Annotated in this window: 25 protein-coding genes; 11 read left to right on the top strand and 14 right to left on the bottom strand. The window is 62.9% G+C overall.

Annotated features, from left to right (window positions below):
- From AC04SH_RS06885 to hisB, 11 genes are all read right to left on the bottom strand, one after another.
- On the bottom strand, nucleotides 1–759 hold the full coding sequence (locus AC04SH_RS06885) for a class I SAM-dependent methyltransferase (protein ID WP_488574449.1): 759 nt from the start codon (nucleotides 757–759) through the stop codon (nucleotides 1–3).
- Nucleotides 759–1709, bottom strand: a complete 951-nt coding sequence (locus AC04SH_RS06880; protein WP_488574448.1) for a glycosyltransferase family 2 protein — start codon at nucleotides 1707–1709, stop codon at nucleotides 759–761. Before AC04SH_RS06880 ends, AC04SH_RS06885 begins: the two co-directional genes overlap by 1 nt.
- A 146-nt stretch (nucleotides 1710–1855) precedes the next feature.
- Nucleotides 1856–2815: a type I pantothenate kinase gene (gene coaA, locus AC04SH_RS06875; RefSeq protein ID WP_488574447.1), complete on the bottom strand. Its 960-nt coding sequence runs from the start codon at nucleotides 2813–2815 to the stop codon at nucleotides 1856–1858.
- A gap of 132 nt (nucleotides 2816–2947) precedes the next feature.
- The gene (locus tag AC04SH_RS06870) at nucleotides 2948–3271 is read right to left on the bottom strand and encodes a phosphoribosyl-ATP diphosphatase (protein WP_436257580.1); all 324 of its coding nucleotides are present in this window, start codon (nucleotides 3269–3271) and stop codon (nucleotides 2948–2950) included.
- Nucleotides 3272–3306: 35 nt separating this feature from the next.
- Nucleotides 3307–4101 (bottom strand): imidazole glycerol phosphate synthase subunit HisF, encoded by a 795-nt coding sequence (gene hisF / locus AC04SH_RS06865; protein WP_436261860.1) that lies wholly within the window; start codon nucleotides 4099–4101, stop codon nucleotides 3307–3309.
- Nucleotides 4098–4934: an arginase family protein gene (locus AC04SH_RS06860; protein WP_488574446.1), complete on the bottom strand. Its 837-nt coding sequence runs from the start codon at nucleotides 4932–4934 to the stop codon at nucleotides 4098–4100. The genes hisF and AC04SH_RS06860 overlap by 4 nt, the downstream gene beginning before the upstream one ends.
- On the bottom strand, nucleotides 4931–5677 hold the full coding sequence (gene hisA, locus AC04SH_RS06855) for a 1-(5-phosphoribosyl)-5-[(5-phosphoribosylamino)methylideneamino]imidazole-4-carboxamide isomerase (protein WP_488574445.1): 747 nt from the start codon (nucleotides 5675–5677) through the stop codon (nucleotides 4931–4933). The genes AC04SH_RS06860 and hisA overlap by 4 nt, the downstream gene beginning before the upstream one ends.
- 2 nt (nucleotides 5678–5679) lie before the next feature.
- Nucleotides 5680–5970, bottom strand: coding sequence for a DUF1330 domain-containing protein (locus AC04SH_RS06850; protein WP_142868705.1), 291 nt, complete (start codon nucleotides 5968–5970; stop codon nucleotides 5680–5682).
- Nucleotides 5970–6620, bottom strand: a complete 651-nt coding sequence (hisH, locus tag AC04SH_RS06845; protein ID WP_488574444.1) for an imidazole glycerol phosphate synthase subunit HisH — start codon at nucleotides 6618–6620, stop codon at nucleotides 5970–5972. Before hisH ends, AC04SH_RS06850 begins: the two co-directional genes overlap by 1 nt.
- A 1-nt stretch (nucleotide 6621) precedes the next feature.
- Nucleotides 6622–7098 carry a DUF2628 domain-containing protein gene (locus AC04SH_RS06840; RefSeq protein WP_488574443.1) on the bottom strand — a complete coding sequence of 159 codons (477 nt, stop codon included), beginning with the start codon at nucleotides 7096–7098 and terminating at the stop codon, nucleotides 6622–6624.
- A 4-nt stretch (nucleotides 7099–7102) separates the two neighbouring features.
- Nucleotides 7103–7702 carry an imidazoleglycerol-phosphate dehydratase HisB gene (gene hisB, locus AC04SH_RS06835; protein ID WP_477232146.1) on the bottom strand — a complete coding sequence of 200 codons (600 nt, stop codon included), beginning with the start codon at nucleotides 7700–7702 and terminating at the stop codon, nucleotides 7103–7105.
- A gap of 248 nt (nucleotides 7703–7950) precedes the next feature.
- On the opposite strand from hisB, the gene hslV reads away from it, so the two are divergent.
- From hslV to AC04SH_RS06810, 5 genes are all read left to right on the top strand, one after another.
- Entirely contained in the window at nucleotides 7951–8502 is a 552-nt protein-coding gene (gene hslV / locus AC04SH_RS06830; RefSeq protein ID WP_112559910.1) for an ATP-dependent protease subunit HslV, read from the top strand.
- On the top strand, nucleotides 8492–9016 hold the full coding sequence (locus AC04SH_RS06825; RefSeq protein ID WP_488574442.1) for a GNAT family N-acetyltransferase: 525 nt from the start codon (nucleotides 8492–8494) through the stop codon (nucleotides 9014–9016). Before hslV ends, AC04SH_RS06825 begins: the two co-directional genes overlap by 11 nt.
- Before the next feature lie 4 nt (nucleotides 9017–9020).
- Nucleotides 9021–9620 carry a DUF2585 domain-containing protein gene (locus AC04SH_RS06820; protein WP_488574441.1) on the top strand — a complete coding sequence of 200 codons (600 nt, stop codon included), beginning with the start codon at nucleotides 9021–9023 and terminating at the stop codon, nucleotides 9618–9620.
- Between the two features lie 4 nt (nucleotides 9621–9624).
- The gene (gene hslU / locus AC04SH_RS06815; RefSeq protein ID WP_142868711.1) at nucleotides 9625–10938 is read left to right on the top strand and encodes an ATP-dependent protease ATPase subunit HslU; all 1314 of its coding nucleotides are present in this window, start codon (nucleotides 9625–9627) and stop codon (nucleotides 10936–10938) included.
- 257 nt (nucleotides 10939–11195) lie between these two features.
- Nucleotides 11196–12152 carry a DUF1402 family protein gene (locus tag AC04SH_RS06810; protein WP_488574440.1) on the top strand — a complete coding sequence of 319 codons (957 nt, stop codon included), beginning with the start codon at nucleotides 11196–11198 and terminating at the stop codon, nucleotides 12150–12152.
- A gap of 112 nt (nucleotides 12153–12264) precedes the next feature.
- Here AC04SH_RS06810 and AC04SH_RS06805 read toward each other — a convergent pair whose 3' ends face one another.
- From AC04SH_RS06805 to AC04SH_RS06795, 3 genes are read right to left on the bottom strand one after another with little or no spacing between them, the layout of a single operon-like run.
- A complete protein-coding gene (locus tag AC04SH_RS06805) occupies nucleotides 12265–13503 on the bottom strand; it encodes an NAD(P)/FAD-dependent oxidoreductase (RefSeq protein ID WP_488574439.1) in 1239 nt (412 codons plus the stop codon).
- The gene (locus tag AC04SH_RS06800; RefSeq protein WP_023744927.1) at nucleotides 13500–13814 is read right to left on the bottom strand and encodes a MocE family 2Fe-2S type ferredoxin; all 315 of its coding nucleotides are present in this window, start codon (nucleotides 13812–13814) and stop codon (nucleotides 13500–13502) included. The genes AC04SH_RS06805 and AC04SH_RS06800 overlap by 4 nt, the downstream gene beginning before the upstream one ends.
- 30 nt (nucleotides 13815–13844) lie before the next feature.
- The gene (locus AC04SH_RS06795; RefSeq protein ID WP_488574631.1) at nucleotides 13845–14936 is read right to left on the bottom strand and encodes a fatty acid desaturase family protein; all 1092 of its coding nucleotides are present in this window, start codon (nucleotides 14934–14936) and stop codon (nucleotides 13845–13847) included.
- Nucleotides 14937–15116: 180 nt separating this feature from the next.
- Between AC04SH_RS06795 and AC04SH_RS06790 the strand changes: the two genes are divergently transcribed.
- The 6 genes from AC04SH_RS06790 to AC04SH_RS06765 all read left to right on the top strand — a co-directional run bounded on the left by AC04SH_RS06790 (nucleotide 15117) and on the right by AC04SH_RS06765 (nucleotide 21293).
- Complete coding sequence (locus AC04SH_RS06790; protein ID WP_488574438.1) at nucleotides 15117–16148, top strand: LacI family DNA-binding transcriptional regulator; 1032 nt, start codon at nucleotides 15117–15119, stop codon at nucleotides 16146–16148.
- Between the two features lie 297 nt (nucleotides 16149–16445).
- Nucleotides 16446–17387 carry a sugar ABC transporter substrate-binding protein gene (locus AC04SH_RS06785; RefSeq protein ID WP_477232139.1) on the top strand — a complete coding sequence of 314 codons (942 nt, stop codon included), beginning with the start codon at nucleotides 16446–16448 and terminating at the stop codon, nucleotides 17385–17387.
- Between the two features lie 112 nt (nucleotides 17388–17499).
- A complete protein-coding gene (locus AC04SH_RS06780) occupies nucleotides 17500–18576 on the top strand; it encodes an ABC transporter permease (RefSeq protein ID WP_488574437.1) in 1077 nt (358 codons plus the stop codon).
- 2 nt (nucleotides 18577–18578) lie between these two features.
- Nucleotides 18579–19346 carry an ATP-binding cassette domain-containing protein gene (locus AC04SH_RS06775; RefSeq protein WP_477282827.1) on the top strand — a complete coding sequence of 256 codons (768 nt, stop codon included), beginning with the start codon at nucleotides 18579–18581 and terminating at the stop codon, nucleotides 19344–19346.
- Nucleotides 19347–19467: 121 nt separating this feature from the next.
- On the top strand, nucleotides 19468–20463 hold the full coding sequence (gene iolG / locus AC04SH_RS06770) for an inositol 2-dehydrogenase (protein ID WP_488574436.1): 996 nt from the start codon (nucleotides 19468–19470) through the stop codon (nucleotides 20461–20463).
- A gap of 35 nt (nucleotides 20464–20498) precedes the next feature.
- Entirely contained in the window at nucleotides 20499–21293 is a 795-nt protein-coding gene (locus AC04SH_RS06765) for an SDR family oxidoreductase (RefSeq protein WP_488574435.1), read from the top strand.
- Nucleotides 21294–21334 lie beyond the last annotated feature (41 nt).

Genomic DNA, 21334 nt, shown 5'->3' with positions numbered 1-21334 from the left:
TCAGGCGGCGAGGCTGTCATAGGCGGCATCGGGCTGTTTGCCGAACACGGCCAGCAGCGAGACGCCGAACGGCAAGGCAGCGCTGGGCACGATGCGGCGCTCGGCCGAAAACATCGCCCGCATCACCGCGTTGATCGGCCCGGGCGGTGTCGCATGGCCGGACGGTCGCGCCGGTTTGCGCATCCGGTCCGCCAGCCGCGCCAGCGCCGCGACCGGAAAGAGCGCTGTATTGGTGTAGGTCAGCCGGTCTATCCTGTAACCCGCGGCTTCGATGCGCCCGCGCAGCAGGCTGCGCGAATAGCGGCGCATGTGATGCAGGCCGACGTCATGCGTGCTCCACAGCCACTGATGCGCCGGAACCGTCAGCACCACCCGGCCGCCCGGTTTCAGCATGTGGCGGATCGCCTCCAGGGAGGCCTCGTCCTCGGCGACATGTTCCAGCACGTCGAATAGGCAGATGAGGTCGAAGCTTGCCGGTGCGACCGGGATGTTGTCGGGCAGGTGGCCAGGCAGAAAGTCGCGGCCGGTCTTTTCGCGCGCGATCTGCCGCGCCAGATCGCTCATTTCGACCGCGCAGACCTTGCCGAACTGTTCCAGCATGGCAATGTTGCCACCGGTGCCGGCGCCGATTTCAAGGATTTTCGCGCCCTCCGGCATGCCGAGGCTGCGAATGACGGCTTCGGCGATGGCCCGGCGTCCACAGAACCACCAGTGTTTGTCTTCGGTTGCCGCCATGTAGCGATAGGCGTCGAGTTCCATCAGTCGGTGCCCCCGAATGTGCGTCGTACGATGTAGATCGGCCGCTGCTTGATCTCGGCATAGACCCTGCCGAGATACTGGCCGACAATGCCGATGCCGAGCAGCTGGATGCCGCCGAGGAAGAGCACGCTGACCAGCAGCGAGGCATAGCCGGGCACATCGACGCCGAAGATCATGGTCTTGGCGACGATCACTAGCCCATAGAGGAACGACAAAGCCGAGATGACAGCGCCGACATAGGTCCAGATTTCGAGCGGCGCCGTGGAGAAGCTGGTGATGCCCTCGAGGGCGAAGTTCCACAGCTTCCAGCCGGAGAATTTCGACTGGCCGGCGATGCGCTGGTCGCGGACATAGTCGACGGTCGCGGTGCGGAAGCCGACCCAGGCGAACAGGCCCTTCATGAAGCGGCGGCGCTCCGGCAAGGAGCGCAGCGCCTCGATCACCTGGCGATCGATCAGGCGAAAGTCGCCGACATCGTGCGGGATCTTCTGCTGCGCGATCCAGTTGTGGACGCGGTAGAACATCGAAGCGGAGCGCTGCTTGACAAAACTGTCGCTCGACCTGTCCGTGCGCTTGGCCAGGACCACCTCGAAGCCTTCGCGCCATTTTTCGATCAGCAGCGGAATGACATGCGGCGGATCCTGCAGGTCGACGTCGATCGGGATGGCGGCGTCGGCGTCGCAGCAATCGAGCCCGGCGGTCATCGCGGCTTCCTTGCCGAAATTCCGCGACAGGTCGATCACCTGGATGCGCGGATCGGCGCGCTGCGCCTCGATCAGCCGCTCGAGTGTGGCGTCGGTGCTGCCGTCATTGACGAAGATGAGCTCGAACGTTTCCTTCAACGGGTCGATGCTTGCGCACACCGCCTTGAGGAAAGGTGCGATTGCGGCTTCCTCATTGTGCACCGGTACGATCAGCGCAACGGTCGCCGTCCCGTCCTGCGGACGCACGGTGGGGCCTGCTGCTGGCCGATCGATATGAAGGAATGGCGCGTTCATTGCCTGCCCAAGCCCGCGGATCAGGCGCAACAATAGGCAAGTCTGGGTTAAGATGACTTTAAGTTATAGTCCTTGATTTCAACCAATAGGGTGGGATTTCACAGTTTCCTGAGCGCCACTTCCTCGACCAGGTGATTGGCGCCCTTGCGCAGGATGAGGTCGGCGCGCGCCCTCGTCGGGACGATGTTCTCGCGCAAATTTTTCAGGTTGATGTTGTTCCACAAGCCTTCCGCAATGGCGCGCGCGGCGTCTTCGGAAAGCTGCGAATAGCGGTGGAAGAAGGAGTCCGGATTGCGGAAGGCCGTCTCGCGCAGCCGCATGAAGCGGGCGATGTACCATTGATGAATCAGCTTTTCGTCGGCATCGATATAGATGGCGAAATCGAAGAAATCGGACAGGAACGGCACGATCTTGCCGTCCTTCGGCAATTTGCCGGGCTGCAGCACATTGATGCCTTCGAAGATCAATATGTCGGGCCGGTCGATGGTGACAAACTCGCCGGGAATGACGTCATAGGTCAAATGCGAATAGACCGGCGCGCGGACATTGCGCTGCGCCGATTTGATGCCCGAGAGGAAACGCAGCAGCGCACCGACATCATAGCTGTCGGGAAAGCCCTTGCGCTCCATCAGATTGTCGCGCCGCAACACCTCGTTGGGTAGAAGAAAACCGTCGGTGGTGATGAGATCGACCTTGGGGCTCGACGGCCAGCGCGCCAGAAGCTCCTTCAGCACGCGCGCCGTGGTCGACTTGCCGACCGCGACCGAACCGGCAATGCCGATGATGAACGGCGTCTTGACCACATCCAGCGCGTTGAAAAAGGCCTGGCGTTGCCGAAACAGCAGCTGGCTGGCCTCGACATGGGCCGACAGCAGGCGCGACAGCGACAGATAGATGCGCTTGACCTCTTCGAGGTCGACCGGGTCGTTGAGCGAGCGCAGACGGTTGATCTCGTCTTCGCTCAGCGTCATCGGCGTGTCGGCGCGGAAGTTCGACCATTGCTCGGCCGAGAAGAAACGGTAGGGGGAATATTTCTCGGTCGGAGCGAGCTGGTCCATCGAGTTTCCTGCCCTCTAGAGCATGATGCCGAAAAGTGTGAAGCGGTTTTCGGACGACATCATGCTCCTTCTTTAATTTTAGAGACGGATTCAGATTTCAGGCCTTGGCCTGAAATCATCCGGCTCTAGCGGTCAACCCTTCGACCGCGAAGCCTTTTCGGCGACGCCCGAGCGGCCGGTACGGCTCTCGAGCTCGCGCAGTACGTCGTCCAGCGGAACCTCCGCAATCCCAAGCACGACAAGCCAATGATATATAAGATCGGCACTTTCGGAAACGAGGGCTTTTTTGTCGCCTTTGACGGCGGCAATGACGGTCTCGACCGCCTCCTCGCCAAGCTTTTGCGCGGCCTTGTCCATGCCCTTGGCAAACAGTTTCGCCGTCCACGAGTCCGGGTCGCCGGACTGGGCGCGTTGGGCGATGATTGTCTCCAGCTCGGAGAGCGAGAATTCAGCCATGGCGCGGTAGCAAGCCTTTCTTAGCCGGAAACGCTCTAGGGCCGATCGACGGATGAGTCCAGCCGCATCGGCAGGCCGGCCTTGGCCATATGCGCCTTGGCTTCTGCAATCGTGTAGGTGCCGAAATGGAAGATCGATGCCGCCAGCACGGCTCCCGCGTGGCCGTCGCGAATGCCCTCGACCAGGTGATCAAGCGTGCCGACGCCGCCCGACGCGATCACCGGCGCGCGCACCGCATCCGCGATCGCACGGGTCAGCGCAATGTCGTAGCCGGCCTTGGTGCCGTCACGGTCCATCGAGGTCAACAGGATCTCACCGGCGCCACGATCGACCATTTTTCGCGCAAACTCGACCGCATCGATGCCGGTCTTTTCGCGGCCGCCATGGGTGAAGATCTCCCAGCGGTCGCTCTCGCCCGCGGCGGAAACCTTCTTGGCGTCGATGGCCACGACGATGCACTGATTGCCGAATTTGTCCGCTGCCTCGGCGACAAAATCCGGATTCTTCACCGCCGCCGTGTTGATCGACACCTTGTCGGCGCCGGCCAGCAGCAGTTTTCTGATATCGGCGACCTGGCGCACGCCGCCGCCGACCGTCAGCGGCATGAAGCACTGTTCGGCGGTGCGGGCGACGACATCGAAGATGGTTTCCCGGTTGTCGGACGACGCGGTGATGTCGAGAAAGCAGAGCTCGTCGGCGCCGGCCGCGTCATAGGCTTTTGCCGCCTCGACCGGGTCGCCGGCATCGATGAGGTCGACGAAATTGACGCCCTTGACGACGCGGCCGTTCTTGACATCGAGGCAAGGGATGACGCGGGCTTTCAGCATCAGCGCTTCTCCATCGTCGCCAGCAACTCGCTGAGCAACTCCCCGACCAGCGGTGGAACCTCGGCCTGCGCGTCGAAGGCCGGATCGTAGGCCGAGATGGTGATGCCGGAAATCGGCAGCAGCCCGGCCATGCCGCACACCGCCTGGCGCAGCTGTTTCGGCTCCGGGCCACCCGGCGTGGTGTAACGGTTGGCCTGCAACGCCTCGGGATCGTGCACGTCGAGATCGAGATGCAGGTGCACCCGCTTTGCCTCCGGCGCCTTTAGTCTGCCACAGGCCATTGACCAGTCGGGGCATTCGGTACGGATCACCGGCAGCGTCTTCAACAGCTCCTGTTCGGCGGGGTCGAGGTCGCGCGCATTGACCAGCACGCAGCGGGCCGGATCGATCGGTTTGAAGCCGGGGATGGCCGAGGCCATCGGCTTCCAGCACAGGCCGAGGACCGTGGCCAGCGCCATGCCGTCGAGAAAGCCGTAGACGGAGGTTTCGGGCGTGTTGAGGTCGCCATGCTGGTCGGCCCAGATGATCGCATCGGCGTCTTCGCCGGCGACCGTACCCGCCGATGTCAGACAGTTACCGGCCAGCACGATCGGAAAGCGGCCGCGGTCGATGGCGATGCGGACCTCGCCGCAGACGGCATTGCAGACCGCAAAGCCGGTTGCGATCTCGCGCTCCTGCTCGTCGCCTACCCTGCCGATGTCGGTAACGACGACGTCATGCCCGGCCAGCGTCAGCGCATCGACGAGCCCGCCGGCGACGATCGCGTCCGGTCCCTGGCCCATGCCGCCGTGATAGTGGCCGCTGTCATAGGAGGCCAGGATGATGGAGATTTTCACGTGCGGGTCTCCATTGCCTTGCCTTGCAGCACCGCCAGCGCCTCGGCCGGATCGATGCGCCCGTCATAGAGCGCGCGGCCGGAGATCGCGCCTTCGAGTTTTTTCGCGTCGGGCATGGTCATGCGCACAATGTCGGCGATCGAGGCCAGTCCGCCCGAGGCGATGACCGGAATCGACACGGCCTCGGCGAGGTCGATCGTGGCATCCCAGTTGATGCCGGTCAGAACCCCGTCGCGGTCGATGTCGGTGTAGATGATGGCGGCCACGCCGGCGCCTTCGAATTTCTGCGCCAGTTCGATGACGCCGAGGCTTGAGGCCTCGGCCCAGCCTTCGACCGCCACCTTGCCACCCTTGGCGTCGATGCCGACGGCAATCTTGCCCGGGAATTCCTTGCAGGCCTGCTTCACCAGGTCGGGGTCGCGAACCGCCACGGTGCCGAGAATGACGCGCGCCAGCCCGCGGTCGAGCCAGTCTTCGATCTGCTCTAGCGTCCGGATGCCGCCGCCGAGCTGCACCGGGTTCTTCGTCGCCTTGAGAATGGCGCCGACCGCCGCGCTGTTGACGCTTTGGCCCTTGAAGGCGCCGTTGAGGTCGACGACGTGCAGCCACTCAAAACCTTGGTCCTCGAAGGCCCTGGCCTGGGCCGCCGGGTCGTCATTGTAGATCGTCGCGGTCGCCATATCGCCGTGCTTCAACCGCACGCATTTGCCGTCCTTGAGATCGATGGCGGGAAACAGGATCACGGTCAGGCACCCTCGACGATGACGAAATGGCCGGTCGAGGCGGCGAGCCTGTATTTTGACGCCTCCTGATACTCCGGCGAGTGATAGCAGGCGACGGCCACATCGTAGGATTCGAACTCGACCACGACATGACGATTGCCGGTCAACGTTTCCGGGTTTTCATAGCGCCCGGCCCGGACGATGAACTTCGCGCCATATTTGGCGAAGGCTTTGGCGTTGGCTTCGATGTACTGCTTGTAGATCTCGGGATCGCGGACATCGACCAGCGCGATCCAATAGCCCTTCTTGCTCATCAGGGTCTCCAGCGCAGGAAATTGGTGATCAGCGCCAGGCCGAGCGCCTGGCTTTTTTCGGGATGGAACTGCGTACCGGCAAGATTGCCGCGCGCGACCGCAGCCGTTACCGGGCCGCCATAGTCGGCAACGGCCAGCACCTCGTCCGGCTTGGTCGCGTCAAGATGATAGGAATGGACGAAATAGGCATGCAGCCCCTTGGGCCCGGTCGCAATGCCGGAAAACAATGGGTGCTTGCGCTCCAGATCGATCGTGTTCCAGCCGATCTGGGGGATTTTCAGCGCCGGATCGGTCGGCGTGATCTCCTTGACGTCGCCGGCAATCCAGCCGAAGCCGTTGGTCACGGTCTTTTCCAGGCCGCGCTGCGACATCAGCTGCATGCCGACGCAGATGCCGAGAAACGGCCGCGCCTTGGCGATCGCCACCTCCTCCACCGCTTCCCACATGCCGGTCACGCCGCGCAGGCCTGCCGCGCAGTCGGCATAGGCGCCGACGCCGGGCAGCACGATGCGATCGGCGCTGCGCACCCGCTCGGCATCGGCGGTCAGCTCGATCGCCGCCGCGATGCCGGCTTCATGCGCGGCGCGCTCGAAGGCCTTGGTGGCCGAGCGCAGATTGCCCGACCCGTAATCGATGATCGCAACCCGCATGTCAGCCTTTTCCCGGCGTATGGGTCAGCCCGAGCGTCAGGCCGGTCTGCGCCGGCCGGGCAAGACTGGCATCGGGCACGATGCGTGGCAGCGGCGCCTGTTCCTCCGCCTTCGCCTCCGCGTCCAGCGCCTGGCGGATGTCGGCACCGTCAGGATTGTCGGCTTCGATCACGCCCCATTCATGCCAGCCGCGGCGGCGCAGGGCCGCGATCCGCAGCCCTTGGCCCTCCAGGCCGATATAGAGCGAGACCAGCAGCGACAGCGCCGAGCCTGCCCAATCCAGTCCCAGCCTTTGGCCGAGCCCCGAGATGAGGCCCATGGCGACGAAGGCGAGCGCGGCCTCGACCCACAGCCGGTGCCAGGCGAGCCACAGCGGCGCAAGCAGGAAAGCCAGCCAGGAAAAGCCGTCGCGAACAAAAATGGTTGCGTCGGCCGCCTCGGTGCGGCCCGGCGGTTCCATCACGACATAGATGGCCATCAGCCTACCCTTTCAGAGATCCCTTGGTGGAGGGAACCGCGTCTGGCTGGCGCGGGTCGCGCTCCAGCGCTGCACGCAGCGCACGCGCCACCGCCTTGAAGCAGGTCTCGGCAATATGGTGGTTGTTGGCGCCATAGTGATTGGTGACATGCAGCGTGATGCCGGCATTCTGCGCCAGCGCCTGGAAGAATTCGCGCACCAGTTCGGTGTCGAACGTGCCGATCTTCGGCGACGAGAAAGCGACGTTCCAGACCAGGAACGGACGGCCCGACACGTCGATCGCCGCGCGCGTCAGCGTCTCGTCCATGGCAAGGTCGATCGAGGCATAGCGCATGATGCCGCGCCGTTCGCCCAGCGCCTTGGCCAGCGCCTGGCCGATTGCAATGCCGGTGTCCTCGACAGTGTGATGGTCATCAATGTGCAGGTCGCCTTTGGCCTTGACCGTGATGTCGATCAGCGAATGGCGCGACAGCTGGTCGAGCATATGGTCGAAGAAGCCGACGCCCGTCGACATGTCGGAGATACCGGTGCCGTCGAGATGGACCGAAACCGCGATCTCGGTTTCCTTGGTCTTGCGGCTGACTTCGGCGGAACGGGACGCCATGACCTTATCCTTGTCTTTGGGCAAACGACTGGGGGCGAAACGGAAAGACAATGCCTCCAAGCGCTCATTTGCTTGAAAACGAAAGCCTTCTAGCAGCATGATCCGGCGATTGCCAGTTGCGATGCGGATCGCTATCGCCGGTAGCGGAGGCGGTTTGCAATCACCCGCCCCATGCATACATATGGCCGATCGAAATCACTCGTACCGCGCCAATCGCCTTATCGGGATCGCGCGAATCGGAGCTATAAATGTCGAATGAACTGACCATGCACGCCACGACCATCGTGACGGTGCGCAAGGGCAACAAGGTGGTGATCGCCGGCGATGGCCAGGTCAGCCTTGGCCAGACCATCATGAAAGGCAATGCCAAAAAGGTGCGCCGCATCGGCAAGGGCGGCAATGTCATTGCCGGTTTCGCCGGCGCCACGGCGGATGCCTTCACCTTGCTGGAGCGGCTGGAAGCCAAGCTCGAACAATATCCCGACCAGCTGACGCGCGCCTGCGTCGAGCTCGCCAAGGACTGGCGCACCGACCGCTATCTGCGCCGGCTGGAAGCGATGATGCTGGTGGCCGACAAGTCGGTGTCACTGGCGCTGACCGGCACCGGTGACGTGCTGGAGCCTGAATTCGGCGTCATGGCCATCGGCTCCGGCGGCAATTATGCGCTGGCGGCTGCCCGTGCGCTGATGGACACCGACAAGGATGCCGAGGAGATCGCCCGCAAGGCGATGCAGATCGCCTCCGACATCTGCGTCTACACCAACAATAATTTCGTCATCGAAACACTCGATGCCGCCTGAGCCGCCGGTGCTCTACGATTTTCGGCCGGTTGTGGAAAAAGACCTGCCGATTATCGCCGGCTGGCTGGCCGAGCCGCATGTCGCCGAGTGGTGGGACGATCCGGATACGGAAATCGCCGGAATCCGCGAGCATATCGACTCGATTTCCGTCGAGCCGCTGATCGTCGAACTCGACGGCAAACCGATTGCCTATCTGCAGAGCTACGACCCGCATCTGGAGGACGGTCATCCCTATGCCGACCAGCCGTTCGGCACGCTCGGCATCGACCTGTCGATCGGCGTGCCGGACCTTATCGGCAAAGGTCATGGCTCGGCCATCGTCAGGCAGTTCGTGGAACAGCTGTTCGAAGAAGGCGCGCCGCGCGTCATCATCGATCCGCATCCCGACAATGGCCGCGCCATCCGCGCCTATGAAAAGGCGGGCTTCAGGGCTATCGATCGCAGGCACTCGGAATATGGGGACGTCGTGCTGATGGCCGTCGATGCCGAAGGCGACGCGCAAGAGGGGGAATAAGCTGATGACGACACCGGGTGGGGACAAGAATTACTCGGCCTACGAAGACAGCTGGCGGATGGGGCTTCTGCTCGTGCTCGCTCTGCTCATCTTCCAGGCGGGGGCGCTGTACGGCATGGGCCGCACGCCGATCTGCACCTGCGGCTACGTCAAACTCTGGCACGGGGTGGTGAACAGTTCGGAGAATTCCCAGCACATTTCCGACTGGTACACCTTCTCGCATATCATCCACGGCTTCCTGTTCTACGCCCTGGCCTGGTTCCTGTTTCCGCGCTCGCCGATCGGCCTGCGCCTGGCTTTTGCGGTCGTCATCGAGGGCGGCTGGGAGCTCCTGGAAAACAGCCCGTTCATCATCGAGCGCTACCGCGCCGGCACCATTTCGCTGGATTACTATGGCGACTCGATCATCAATTCGGTGTCCGACACACTGGCCATGGTGCTGGGATTTGTGATGGCACGAAAGCTACCTATATCAGTCGTCGTCGGCCTCGCCCTCATCTTCGAACTGGGCGTCGGCTATCTCATCCGGGACAATCTGACGCTCAACGTGATCATGCTGCTGCATCCGTTCGAGCCCATCAAGCAGTGGCAAAGTGGAATTTAGTGATATGACCACCTTCTCTCCCCGTGAAATCGTTTCGGAACTCGACCGCTTCATCATCGGCCAGAAGGACGCCAAGCGCGCCGTGGCCATCGCCTTGCGCAACCGCTGGCGCCGCCAGCAGCTGGAAGGCCAGATGCGCGAAGAGGTGATGCCGAAGAACATCCTGATGATCGGCCCCACCGGCGTCGGCAAGACCGAGATATCGCGCCGCCTGGCGCGTCTCGCCGGCGCGCCCTTCGTCAAGGTCGAGGCCACCAAGTTCACCGAGGTCGGCTATGTCGGCCGTGATGTCGAGCAGATCATCCGCGACCTCGTCGAGATCGCCATCGGCCTGGTGCGCGAGAAGATGCGCGAGGACGTCAAGGCGCGTGCCCACATCAACGCCGAGGAACGCGTGCTGGAAGCCCTCGTCGGCAAGACGGCGAGCCCGGCGACGCGCGACAGCTTCCGCAAGAAGCTGCGGGACGGCGAGCTCGACGACAAGGAGATCGAGGTCGAGGTGGCCGACACTGGCAATGGCGGCATGCCCGGCTTCGAGATTCCCGGCATGCCCGGCGGCAATATCGGCGTACTCAACATCAACGACATGCTGTCGAAGGCGATGGGCGGCAAGAAGACCAAGAGCCGCAAGACCACGGTCAAGGAATCCTATGCGCTGTTGATCAGCGACGAATCCGACAAGCTGCTCGACCAGGACGAGGTGGTGCGCAGAGCGCTCGAATCGACCGAAAACGACGGCATCGTCTTCCTCGACGAGATCGACAAGATCGCCTCGCGCGAGGGGGGCATCGGTGCCGGCGTGTCGCGCGAGGGCGTGCAGCGCGACCTGCTGCCGCTGGTTGAGGGCACGACGGTGGCGACCAAATACGGACCGGTGAAGACCGACCACATATTGTTCATCGCCTCGGGTGCGTTCCACGTTGCCAAGCCGTCCGACCTTTTGCCGGAGCTGCAGGGCCGCCTGCCTATCCGCGTCGAACTGCGCGCGCTGGAGAAGGACGATTTCGTCCGCATCCTCACCGAGACGGAAGCCAGCCTGATCAAGCAGTATATTGCGCTGATGAAGACCGAGGGGGTCGACCTGACCTTCACCGACGACGCCATCGATTCGCTCGCCGGCATCGCCGTCGACCTCAACGCCAGCGTCGAAAACATCGGCGCAAGGCGGCTGCAGACGGTCATGGAGCGCGTGCTGGACGAGATCTCCTACGATGCGCCGGACCGCAACGGCACCAGCGTCACCATCGACGCCGCCTATGTGGAAAAGCATGTCGGCGACCTCTCCAGAAACACAGATTTGTCGCGATTCATCCTTTAAACAACGGCGCCGGTAGAGCGCCGCGCGTCCTTCGGGCGCAAAGGTCGCTCTAACAGTATTGAATCGACGCATCGGACTTTCCAAAAATCGGTTCCGATTTTTGGGCCGATGCTTCGGCAACAATTTCCGGCGAACAGCATTATGTGTGGCCGGATGGTATCATGCGGCCACCTTTCGTCTTGCCGTGTGACGGGGCGCTCTCGACTCAACCCGGAGCACTACCCTAGTTTGCGCGGCATTATTGCAGGCGGCGGCGCATGAAGAAACTGATCCTGATCATTCTCGGCTTGACGCTGGCGGCGACGCTGTTCGCCGCCGACGCGGCAACATTGGTGCCGGCCGGCAACCGCAACGTCGTGCAGCCCGACATACCCGGCGCCTCCAGCCGCCGCACCCAGGCCACCAACACTACCTTCCAGGCCAAATACCGCAAGGTCTACGCCTTGCTGCAGAGTGACGCCGAACTGCGCGCCAAGATCAAGAAGGCGGCCGCCGCTTACGGCATCGACCCCTTGCACATCGTCGGCGCCATCGTCGGCGAGCACACCTACAATGTCGACGCCTACGACCGGCTGCAGACCTATTACGTCAAGGCGATCTCCTACCTCTCCAGCAAGCTCTCCTTCGCTTATGACGGCGAGGACATCACCGATTTCGTGCAGCGGCCGGAATTCAAGAAATGCACGATGTCCGACAGCTACGATCTGTGGGAATGTCGCGAGCAGGTGTGGAACCACTCTTTCCGCAGCAAGACCGTCGGCGGCACAAGCTTTCCCAACGACCGCTTCGGCGCCACGTTCTTCCAGCCCTATTATGCCGGCCAGACCTTTGGCCTCGGCCAGCTCAACCCGCTGACCGCGCTGCAGATGAGCGATCTCGTCCACAAGGTTTCGGGGTTGCCCGAGCTCGATGTCGGCGATCCGAATGGGGTCTACAAGACGATTATGGATCCAGATCTGACGCTGCCCTATGTGGCGGCGACGATCAAGAAATCGATCGATGCCTACAAAAATATTGCCGGCTTCGACATCTCGGGCAATCCGGGGCTCACCGCCACGCTCTACAATGTCGGCAATCCCGAGCAGCGCGCCTATGCGCTGAAGGCCGAAAACGACAAGCGCCGCGGCGCCGGCGAACCGGTGAAACTGCCGGAAGAGAATTATTATGGCTGGCTGGTCAACGACAAGCTGGACGAGCTGAAGGTGCTGTTTTAGGGGCCTTCTACCTCCCCCTTGTGGGGAGGTCGGACCGAAGGTCCGGGTGGGGTCGGTGCCGCACCCCCCACTCCGCTGCTTTCGCAGCGACCCACAAGGGGGGAGGGTAAGCCTAGGCCGCCAGCAGCGACTTCAGCTTCACATCCTGCGATCCCAGCGCTTCCGGCGCCGGCTTTGCCCGCTTGGCGATCAGCATCTCTGCCAGCCTGATGTCGCGCGCCACCGCATTGCCGGGACCGATACCACTCGCCGCCACCAGCCGGCCATCGTCGGCCAGATGAAACAGGATGAACGCGCCATCGTCGAGGTCGCGGCGCACCGTGCTTTTGCCCTCGTCGGAAAGTCCGGCAATCTGCAGGCTGAGCCCATACTGATCCGACCAGAACCACGGCACCGCTGCATGCGCCTCGCCGGCGCCCAGCATGTTCCTCGCGGCCAGCGCGCCCTGTTCCTGGGCGTTGCGCCAGGCCTCCAGCCGCACCCGGCGGCCAGCATAGATAGCTAGCGGAAACGAACAGCAATCACCCGCGGCGAAGATGTCCGGATCGTCGGTGCGCAGTTCGGCGTTGACGACAATGCCGTTATCGACGGACAGGCCCGCCTCAGTGGCAAGTCCGGTGACCGGCACGGCGCCGATGCCGATGACGACGAGATCGGCGACGACTTCCTGCCCATCGGCGAGCGTGATGCGGGTCTTCGTTCCGTCATCGGCGATGGAGGTGATGCCCTGGCCGGTGAGCACCGTTACGCCTTCGGCCTCATGCGCCTGATGGACGATCTCAGCGATCTCGGCCGGCACACCGCGCATCAGGATGCGCGGCTGCGCCTCGATGACGGTGACCGCAACCCCGAGCTTGCGCGCCGAGGCCGCGAGTTCGAGGCCGATAAAGCCGCCACCAATGATGGCGATACGGTTTGCGGGGCTGAGGTGACTGCGAATGGCGAGTGCGTCGGCAAAGGTGCGGAGGTAGACGCAGCGCGCACCCAACCCCGGCATGGGCAGCTTGCGCGGTGTCGAACCGGTCGCCAGCAGCAGTTTGTCGTAGGCGAGCACCGAACTGTCAGACAGCCGCACCAGATGCGCCGCGCGGTCGATAGCCACGGCTTGCACGGAATGGATATGGCGTATGGACCGTTCCGCCAGAATTTCGTCGCTGGCGATCGCCTTGATTTCAGGCGCATCGCTGACCATCGCGTCTTTCGACAAAGGAGGCCGCTCATAGGGCAGGTGCGGTTCGTCACCGACCAGCGTCACCGGGCCGTCATAGCCGAGCTCGCGCAGTGTCAGCGCTGCCCGCCCGCCACATTCGCCGGCGCCGATGATGACCATCCCCGCTTGCATCGCCATCATCCGATCTGGATCAGCACTTTGCCCGCCTCGACCTTGACCGGATAAGTCGCGAGGTTGACGCAGACCGGTGCGCCGCGTGCGGCGCCCGTCTTGTAATTGAAGCGGCCATTATGCTTGGGGCATTCGATGATGTCGTCCATCACCAGCCCGTCGGCCAGATGCACCTTTTCATGTGTGCACAGGCCATCGGTGGCGAAATAGTCATCGTCCGGGCTGCGATAGATGGCGAAGGTGCGGCCGCCATGATCGAAGCGCATGACATCCTCTTCGTCGATATCGCCGGCCGCACAGGCCTCGACCCAGTCACTCATTTTCTCTCTCCAAAAATCGGATCGCCGCGATCATTCCGCCGCGGCGGCGACGGCATCGTTGTGGAATTCCTCGCGGTACGGCCGCGCCGTCGGCGGTAGTTCGCGCTTGAGGAAATAATCCTCGTTGCGCAGCTGGCGCAGGAAGGCCGGGATCATCTCGCGATAGCCGGCCAGGATCGACGGCGTCGGCGCCGGCAGATCGTGCTTAATCAGCGCATGCAGCTTCGGCAGCGCGTGATAGGGCACCATCGGGAACATGTGGTGTTCGACGTGATAATTCATGTTCCAGTAGATGAAGCGGCTGATCGGGTTGATGTAGACGGTGCGGCTGTTCAGCCGGTGGTCGACGACATTGTCGGCGAGCCCACCATGCTGCAGCAGGCCGACCATGACGTGATGCCAGGCGCCGTAGAGCCGGGGCAGGCCGACCAGCATGAGCGGCAGCCATGAGCCGAAATAGATCGCCAGCGCGATGGTCACGGCATAGATCGCCGTCCAGATGCGAGCGACATGGATCGCCCTGGGCTGTTCCTGTTCCGGGATAAAAGTCTTTTCCGCCGCGCTGATGTTGCCGGCGGCGTTGCGCAGCATGTCTGACATCGCACGCCAGGCATCGAGCACGCCGACGAAGGCGAGGACGACACGCAGCAGGTCCGGCGGCCGCATCACCGATATCTCAGGATCGCGGCCGACGATGATGGTGTCGGTGTGGTGGCGGGTGTGGCTCCAGCGCCAGGTCACCGGATTGCGCATGATCATGAAGCAGGCGATCTGGTAGACCGCGTCGTTCATCCACTGCGTGCGGAAGGCGGTGCCGTGGCCGCATTCGTGCCAGCGCGAATCGGTCGAGGAGCCGTAGAGCACGCCATAGACGAAGAAGAATGGCACGCACCACCAGGTGCCCCAGAACCAGGCGCCGCCTGCCGCGCTAAGGATGAGCGCGCCGAGCCAGATGATGGTGTCGCGGATCGCCGGCTGGTCCGAGCGCTGCATCAGCTCTTTCATCTGCTTGCGCGAGACATCGGTGTGATACCACTCGGCCGCCGACAGCCCGGTCTCGACGGCGAGCCTGGCGTCGCGGCCGATCAGGCTGTAGTCGCGCCGGGACGGTGCTGCGTCCATCACTGCCGTCATCGAGGTTCCTCCATCAGCGCCTTGCGATCAGCCCACAATGGAAGCTCGGGCGCAATAGCTGGGAATTCAAAATAGCGCCAAGCCATGATAGTCTCAATATCATAAAGATAGTTTCTATCATTTCATATCAGAATGAGGTAATCTCAGTTCGCAAGCAGCGGAGGATCCATGGCAAAGCGGCCAACCATCACCGATCTGGCGCGCATCTCCGGCGTTAGCGTCGCCACCGTCGACCGGGTGCTGAACAACCGGCTGCCGGTGCGCGAGGAAACCGCGCGCCGTGTCTATGAGGCCGCGACCGGTATCGGCTATCACGCCGCCGGGCTGATCAAACAGCGCATGCGCCAGGAATTGCCGGAATACCGACTCGGCTTTCTGCTGCTGCGCGGCAATGATGTCTTCTACGGCGATTTCGCGCGGGAACTGGAAGTGGCGGTCTCGCAATCGCAGCGCTTTCGCGGCGTCGCCACCATCGACTTCGCCAGTTCGCTCGCCGCCGACGAGATCGCCGCCCAGATGCGCAGACTGGCGGCGAAATCCAGGGCCATCGCCGTTGTCGGCCCGGACCATCCAACGTTGACGGCGGCGGTGGAGGCGCTGAAGGCGAGGGGGCAACCGGTCTTCTCGCTGCTGTCGGACTTTGCCGCCGGCATCCGAGAGGGCTATGTCGGCCTCGACAACCGCAAGGTCGGTCGCACCGCGGCCTGGATGATCGCCAAGGCGGCGCCGAAGCCCGGCAAGGTCGCCCTTTTCGTCGGCAGCCATCGCTTCCACGGCCATGAGCTGCGCGAGATCGGCTTTCGCTCCTTCTTCCGCGAACACGCGCCGGAGTTTACCGTGATGGAAACGCTGGTCAATCTGGAAGCCAACCGGGTGACCCACGATGCGATGATCGATCTCCTGGCGCGCTATCCGGATCTTGCCGGCTGCTACGTCGCCGGCGGCGGCATGGAAGGCGCGGTCTCGGCGCTGCGGGCGGCGAAGCCGGCAAACATGCCGGTGGTCGTCTGCAACGAGATCAACGCCGAATCGCGCGCAGCACTCGCCGACAACATCCTGACCATGGTGATCTCGACACCGCTCGCCGCTCTGTGCCGCGAGCTCGTCGGGCTGATGGCGCATGCCATCGAGGCCGGCGCCGCCAATGCGCCGGGCCAGACCTTTCTGCCCTTCGACATCTACGTGCCGGAAAACATTTGACCCTCGCCGGCGAGAGTCGGCCCGGAAATGATAGAATCTATCAGAGCGAGCCGAAAATCCGCCATCCGACCGCGGAATCACCCTTGACGTCGCGGCGGAAAATGGAATAAATATTTCACCAACTAGGTATTTTGGTTCTTTCGTTCCGGAACATCTGTTTCAAACAGGGAGCCTGGCGTTCCAATCCTTGGGAAAACGCCGTCCGGAACAGAGACGACATAGGGAGAGATTCCTCGGGCGATCGGGGATTCCGGGTAGATCGGTGCAGCCGGACACCAAATGTGGAGGAGAAACACAATGAAGAAACTGATTTTGGGCGTCGCCTTTGCGGCGCTGATGAGTTCGTCCGCTTTTGCCGCCAAGATCGGCGTGTCGATGGCCAAGTTCGACGACAACTTCCTGACCGTGCTGCGCAACGGCATGATCGAGCAGGCCAAGGGCATGAGCGGCGTCGAGTTGCAGGTCGAAGACGCACAGAACGACGTCGCCAAGCAGCTCGACCAGATCAAGAACTTCGCCGCCTCGGGCGTCGACGCCATCATCGTCAACCCCGTCGACACCTCGGCCACGCAGGCGATGTCGGACGCTGCCGCCGCTGCCAAGATCCCGCTCGTCTATGTCAACCGCGAGCCGGTCAACGTCGACTCGCTGCCCGACAACCAGGCCTTCGTCGCCTCGAACGAGGCCGATTCCGGCACGCTCGAGACCAAGGAAGTCTGCCGCCTGTTCACGGAAGCCGGCAAGAAGGAAGCCAATGTCTATGTCATCATGGGCGAGCTTTCCAACCAGGCCGCCGTGCAGCGCACCAAGGACATCGACGATGTCATCGCCACGCCTGAGTGCAGCTTCATCAAGATCATCGACAAGCAGACCTCGAACTGGAACCGCGACGAAGCGCAGAACCTGATGACTAACTGGCTGTCGACCGGCAAGCCGTTCGACGGCGTCATCGCCAACAATGACGAAAGCGCCATCGGCGCCATCCAAGCGATGAAGGCCGCCAACGTCGACATGAAGTCGGTGGTCGTCGGCGGTGTCGACGCCACGCAGGACGCGCTTGCCGCCATGCAGGCGGGCGACCTCGACGCAACGGTGTTCCAGGACGCGGCTGGCCAGGGCGCTGGTGCTCTGGACGCAGCCCTGAAGCTCGCCAAGGGCGAGAAGGTTGAGCACAAGGTCTACGTGCCCTTCCAACTGGTGACGCCTGCCAACATTGACAAGTTCCTTAAGAAGAACTGAGGCAAGCGCTTCGCTCGACCAACGGAGCGGCGCATCAACATCCGCGCCGCTCTTGTCTCCCTCACCGCCCGGACGGGCGGGAGGGCAGGTGTGGCCTCACGGAGGACAAGACATGTCACAGACATCGCATGGCGTCGGCGGGGTCAGCTATGACGCGAAGAAGCGGACATGGCCGGCCGAATTCAACGTCTTCCTGGCGCTCATCATTCTCGTCATCGTCTTCGAACTGATCGGCCGCATCTTTCTTGGCGACTCCTTCCTGTTCAACACCCGCGACAATGTCGCAGGGATCTTCAACGAGGCCCGCCTGCAGATTATCATCCTGCAGGTGTCGATCGTCGGCATCATCGCCATCGGCGTCACGCAAGTAATCATTTGCGGCGGCATCGATCTGTCCTCGGGCTCGATCGTCGGCGCCACTGCAATGATCGCCATGAGCTTCGCCCAGGTGGCGACGGTCAACGGCAATCCCAACCCCAAGGCGATGTTCCTGGCGCAAGGCTGGACCGACCTGCCGGTCATCGTGCCGGTGCTGGTCGCGATCGGTTGCGGCATGCTCGCCGGCCTGATCAACGGCTCGTTGATCGCCTACACGCGCATCCCGCCCTTCATCGCCACCCTCGGCATGATGATCACCGCGCGCGGCATCGCCAAATGGTGGTCCAAGGGCCAGCCGATCTCGTTTCCCACCGACAGTTTTGCCGCCATCAGCACCGGCTCGAGGCCCGTTATCATCTTCCTGGCGCTGGCGGTGCTGTTTCAGCTGATCCTGACCTATACGCGCTACGGCAAGCATTGTTATGCGATCGGATCCAACGAGGATGCCGCGCGCATGTCCGGCATCAAGATCGCCAATCACAAGATCCTCGTTTACACGATCGCAGGCATTCTTGCCTCGCTCGCCGCGGTCGTGTTGTGCTCCAAGAACCTGACCGCACAGTCCGGCATGGGCGTGATGTACGAGCTCGACGCCATCGCCATGGCGGTCATCGGCGGCGTCTCGCTGTCGGGCGGCCGTGGCTCGATCATCGGCACGGTGATCGGCGCGCTGATCTTCGGCGTCATCATTTCCGGCTTCACCTTCCTGCGCCTCGACGCCTACTATCAGGAGATGGTCAAGGGCGTGATTATCGTCGGCGCGGTCGTTCTCGACCAGTGGCGCCAACGCATGCGGGCATTGAGGGCTTGACCATGTCAGACATCGTCCTGAAGACCGAAAACCTCACCAAGCGCTATGGCGGCGTGCATGCGCTCGAAGGCGCGAATTTCGAACTGCGCAAGGGCGAGCATGTCGCCATCATGGGCGACAACGGCGCCGGCAAATCGACCTTCGTGCGCCAGATCACCGCTGTCGAGCAACGCACCAGCGGCCAGATCTGGTTCGACGGCAAGGAAGTGAATTTTGCCGGGCCGATCGAGGCCCGCACGGCGGGCATCGAGACCGTGTTCCAGAACCTGGCGCTGGCCGACGATCTCGACGTGCCGTCGAACCTGTTCCTCGGCCGCGAAAAGGTGCTGTTCAATCTCGGCCCGTTCTCGATCCTCGACCGCAAATACATGCGCAAGGCGACGGAAGCCGCACTGGTGCGCACCGCGGTGAAGATCCCCAATCTGTCGAACACCATCCGCCATATGTCAGGCGGCCAGCGGCAATGCGTGGCGATCGCCCGGACCGCAACCTTCGCCTCCAAGCTGATCATCATGGATGAGCCGACGGCAGCGCTCGGCGTGCAGGAGACGGCGCAGGTCGAAAACATCATCCGCACGCTGAAGGCCAATGGCGAGCCACTGATCCTGATCAGCCACAACATGCGCCAGGTATTCGACCTGTGCGACCGCATCGTCGTCTTCCGGCGCGGCCGCATCGTCGCCAATTTGCGCAAGGAGAACACCGACGGCAACGACATCGTCTCCTACATCACCGGCGCCAAGACCGGGGAGGCGGAACTAGCGGCTTGAACACGGCGGGCACCCGGTTTTCCGGGACGATCTGCCGCGCTCAGAAATCACGTTGCCACCTTTCCCTGACGGGAAGGTGGAGACACAACTCTCTCGAACCCATCCCCCTAGAGGAAATACCATGACTGTTCGTTTCGCCCTCCTCGGTGCCGGCCGCATCGGCAAGGTCCACGCCCGCGCCGTTGGCTCCAACCCCGACGCAAAGCTGGTAGCTGTGGCTGACGCCTTCGAGAAGGCGGCGACCGAGCTGGCAACTGCCTATGGCGCCGAGGTGCGCACCATCGACGCGATTGAAAAATCAAAAGACATCGACGCCGTCGTCATCTGCACGCCGACCGACACCCATGCCGATCTGATCGAGCGCTTCGCCAAGGCCGGCAAGGCGATCTTCTGTGAGAAGCCGATCGACCTCAACGTCAAGCGCGTGGAAAAATGCCTGGCCGTGGTCGACAAGGCCAAGGCGACGCTGATGGTCGGCTTCAACCGCCGCTTCGATCCGCATTTCGCCGCCGTGCGCAAGGCGATCGACGACGGCGCCATCGGCGCTGTCGAAATGGTCACCATCACCTCGCGCGATCCCGGCGCTCCGCCGGTCGACTACATCAAGCGCTCGGGTGGCATTTTTCGCGACATGACCATCCATGATTTCGACATGGCCCGCTTCCTGCTCGGCGAAGAGGTGGTAGCGGTCAGTGCCCATGCCTCGGTGCTGGTGGACAAGAAGATCGGCGAGGCCGGCGATTTCGATTCGGTCAGCGTCATCCTCGAGACCGCGTCCGGCAAGCAGGCCGTCATCTCCAACTCGCGCCGCGCCACCTATGGCTACGACCAGCGCATCGAGGTGCATGGCTCCAAGGGCATGGTCGCCGCCGAAAACCAGCGGCCGGTGTCGATCGAGGTCGCCAACGAGAAGGGCTATACGCGCCCGCCGCTGCACGACTTCTTCATGACCCGCTATCTCGACGCCTACGCCATCGAGATTGCCGCCTTCATCGCCGCCGCGACCTCGGGCAAGAAGGCATCGCCGAGCGGCGCCGACGGCCTCGTGGCGCTCAAGCTGGCGGACGCGGCGCTGAAATCGGCGACGACAGGCAAGACCGTCCGCCTCGACAAGTAAGAACCCAAGGGAAGAAGACCCACAGGAGCAGAGCGATGAGCACATCAGCCGATCGCAATTCGAAGACGCGCGCCATCGTCACCGGCGGCGCGCAAGGCATCGGCTTTGCCGTCGGCGAGGCATTGGCCGACGAAGGCTGCCGGGCGCTGGCGCTCATCGGCCGCTCGCAGGAGAAGGGCGACAAGGCCGTCGCCCATTTCAAGAAGGCCGGCGTCGACGCCATCTTCATCAGCGCCGACGTCTCGAAAGTGGCCGACTGCAAGCGTGCGGTCGCGACCGCCATTTCGCATTTCGGCACCATCAACGCGCTGGTCAACGCCGCCGCCACCTCCGCACGCGGCTCGCTGGTCGAAACCTCCGAGGAGACCTTCGACCAGATCTTTCAAACCAATGTGCGCGGCCCCTTCTTCCTGATGCAGGGCGTGGTGGCGCATCTGCTGGAGAAAAAAGCGCCTGGTTCCATTGTCAATGTGCTGTCGATGTCGGCACATTGCGGCCAGTCCTTCCTGGCCCCCTATTCCTCCAGCAAGGGCGCGCTGGCGACACTGACCAAGAACGTCGCCAACGCCTATCGCTTCAACCGCATCCGCTGCAACGCCGTGCTGCCCGGCTGGATGGACACGGAAGGCGAGGATATCGTGCAGAAGAAATGGCACGGCGCTTCCGACAACTGGCTGGAAAAGGCCGAAGCCGGCCAGCCGATGGGCCAGCTGGTGAAGCCGGACCAGCTGGCACGGCTGATCAGCTACATGGCCAGCCCGCAATCCGGCGTCATGACCGGATCGCTGGTCGACTACGACCAGAGTGTTGCGGGGTCGTCACCGGAGTAATCTCACCACCTGTTGCACCAGCATCGCCGCTCCCATATAGT

It is taken from the genome of Mesorhizobium sp. CNPSo 4688 (assembly GCF_057784295.1).
Note: the sequence above shows the minus strand (reverse complement) of the source record. Positions and strands in the feature narration are given on the sequence as shown.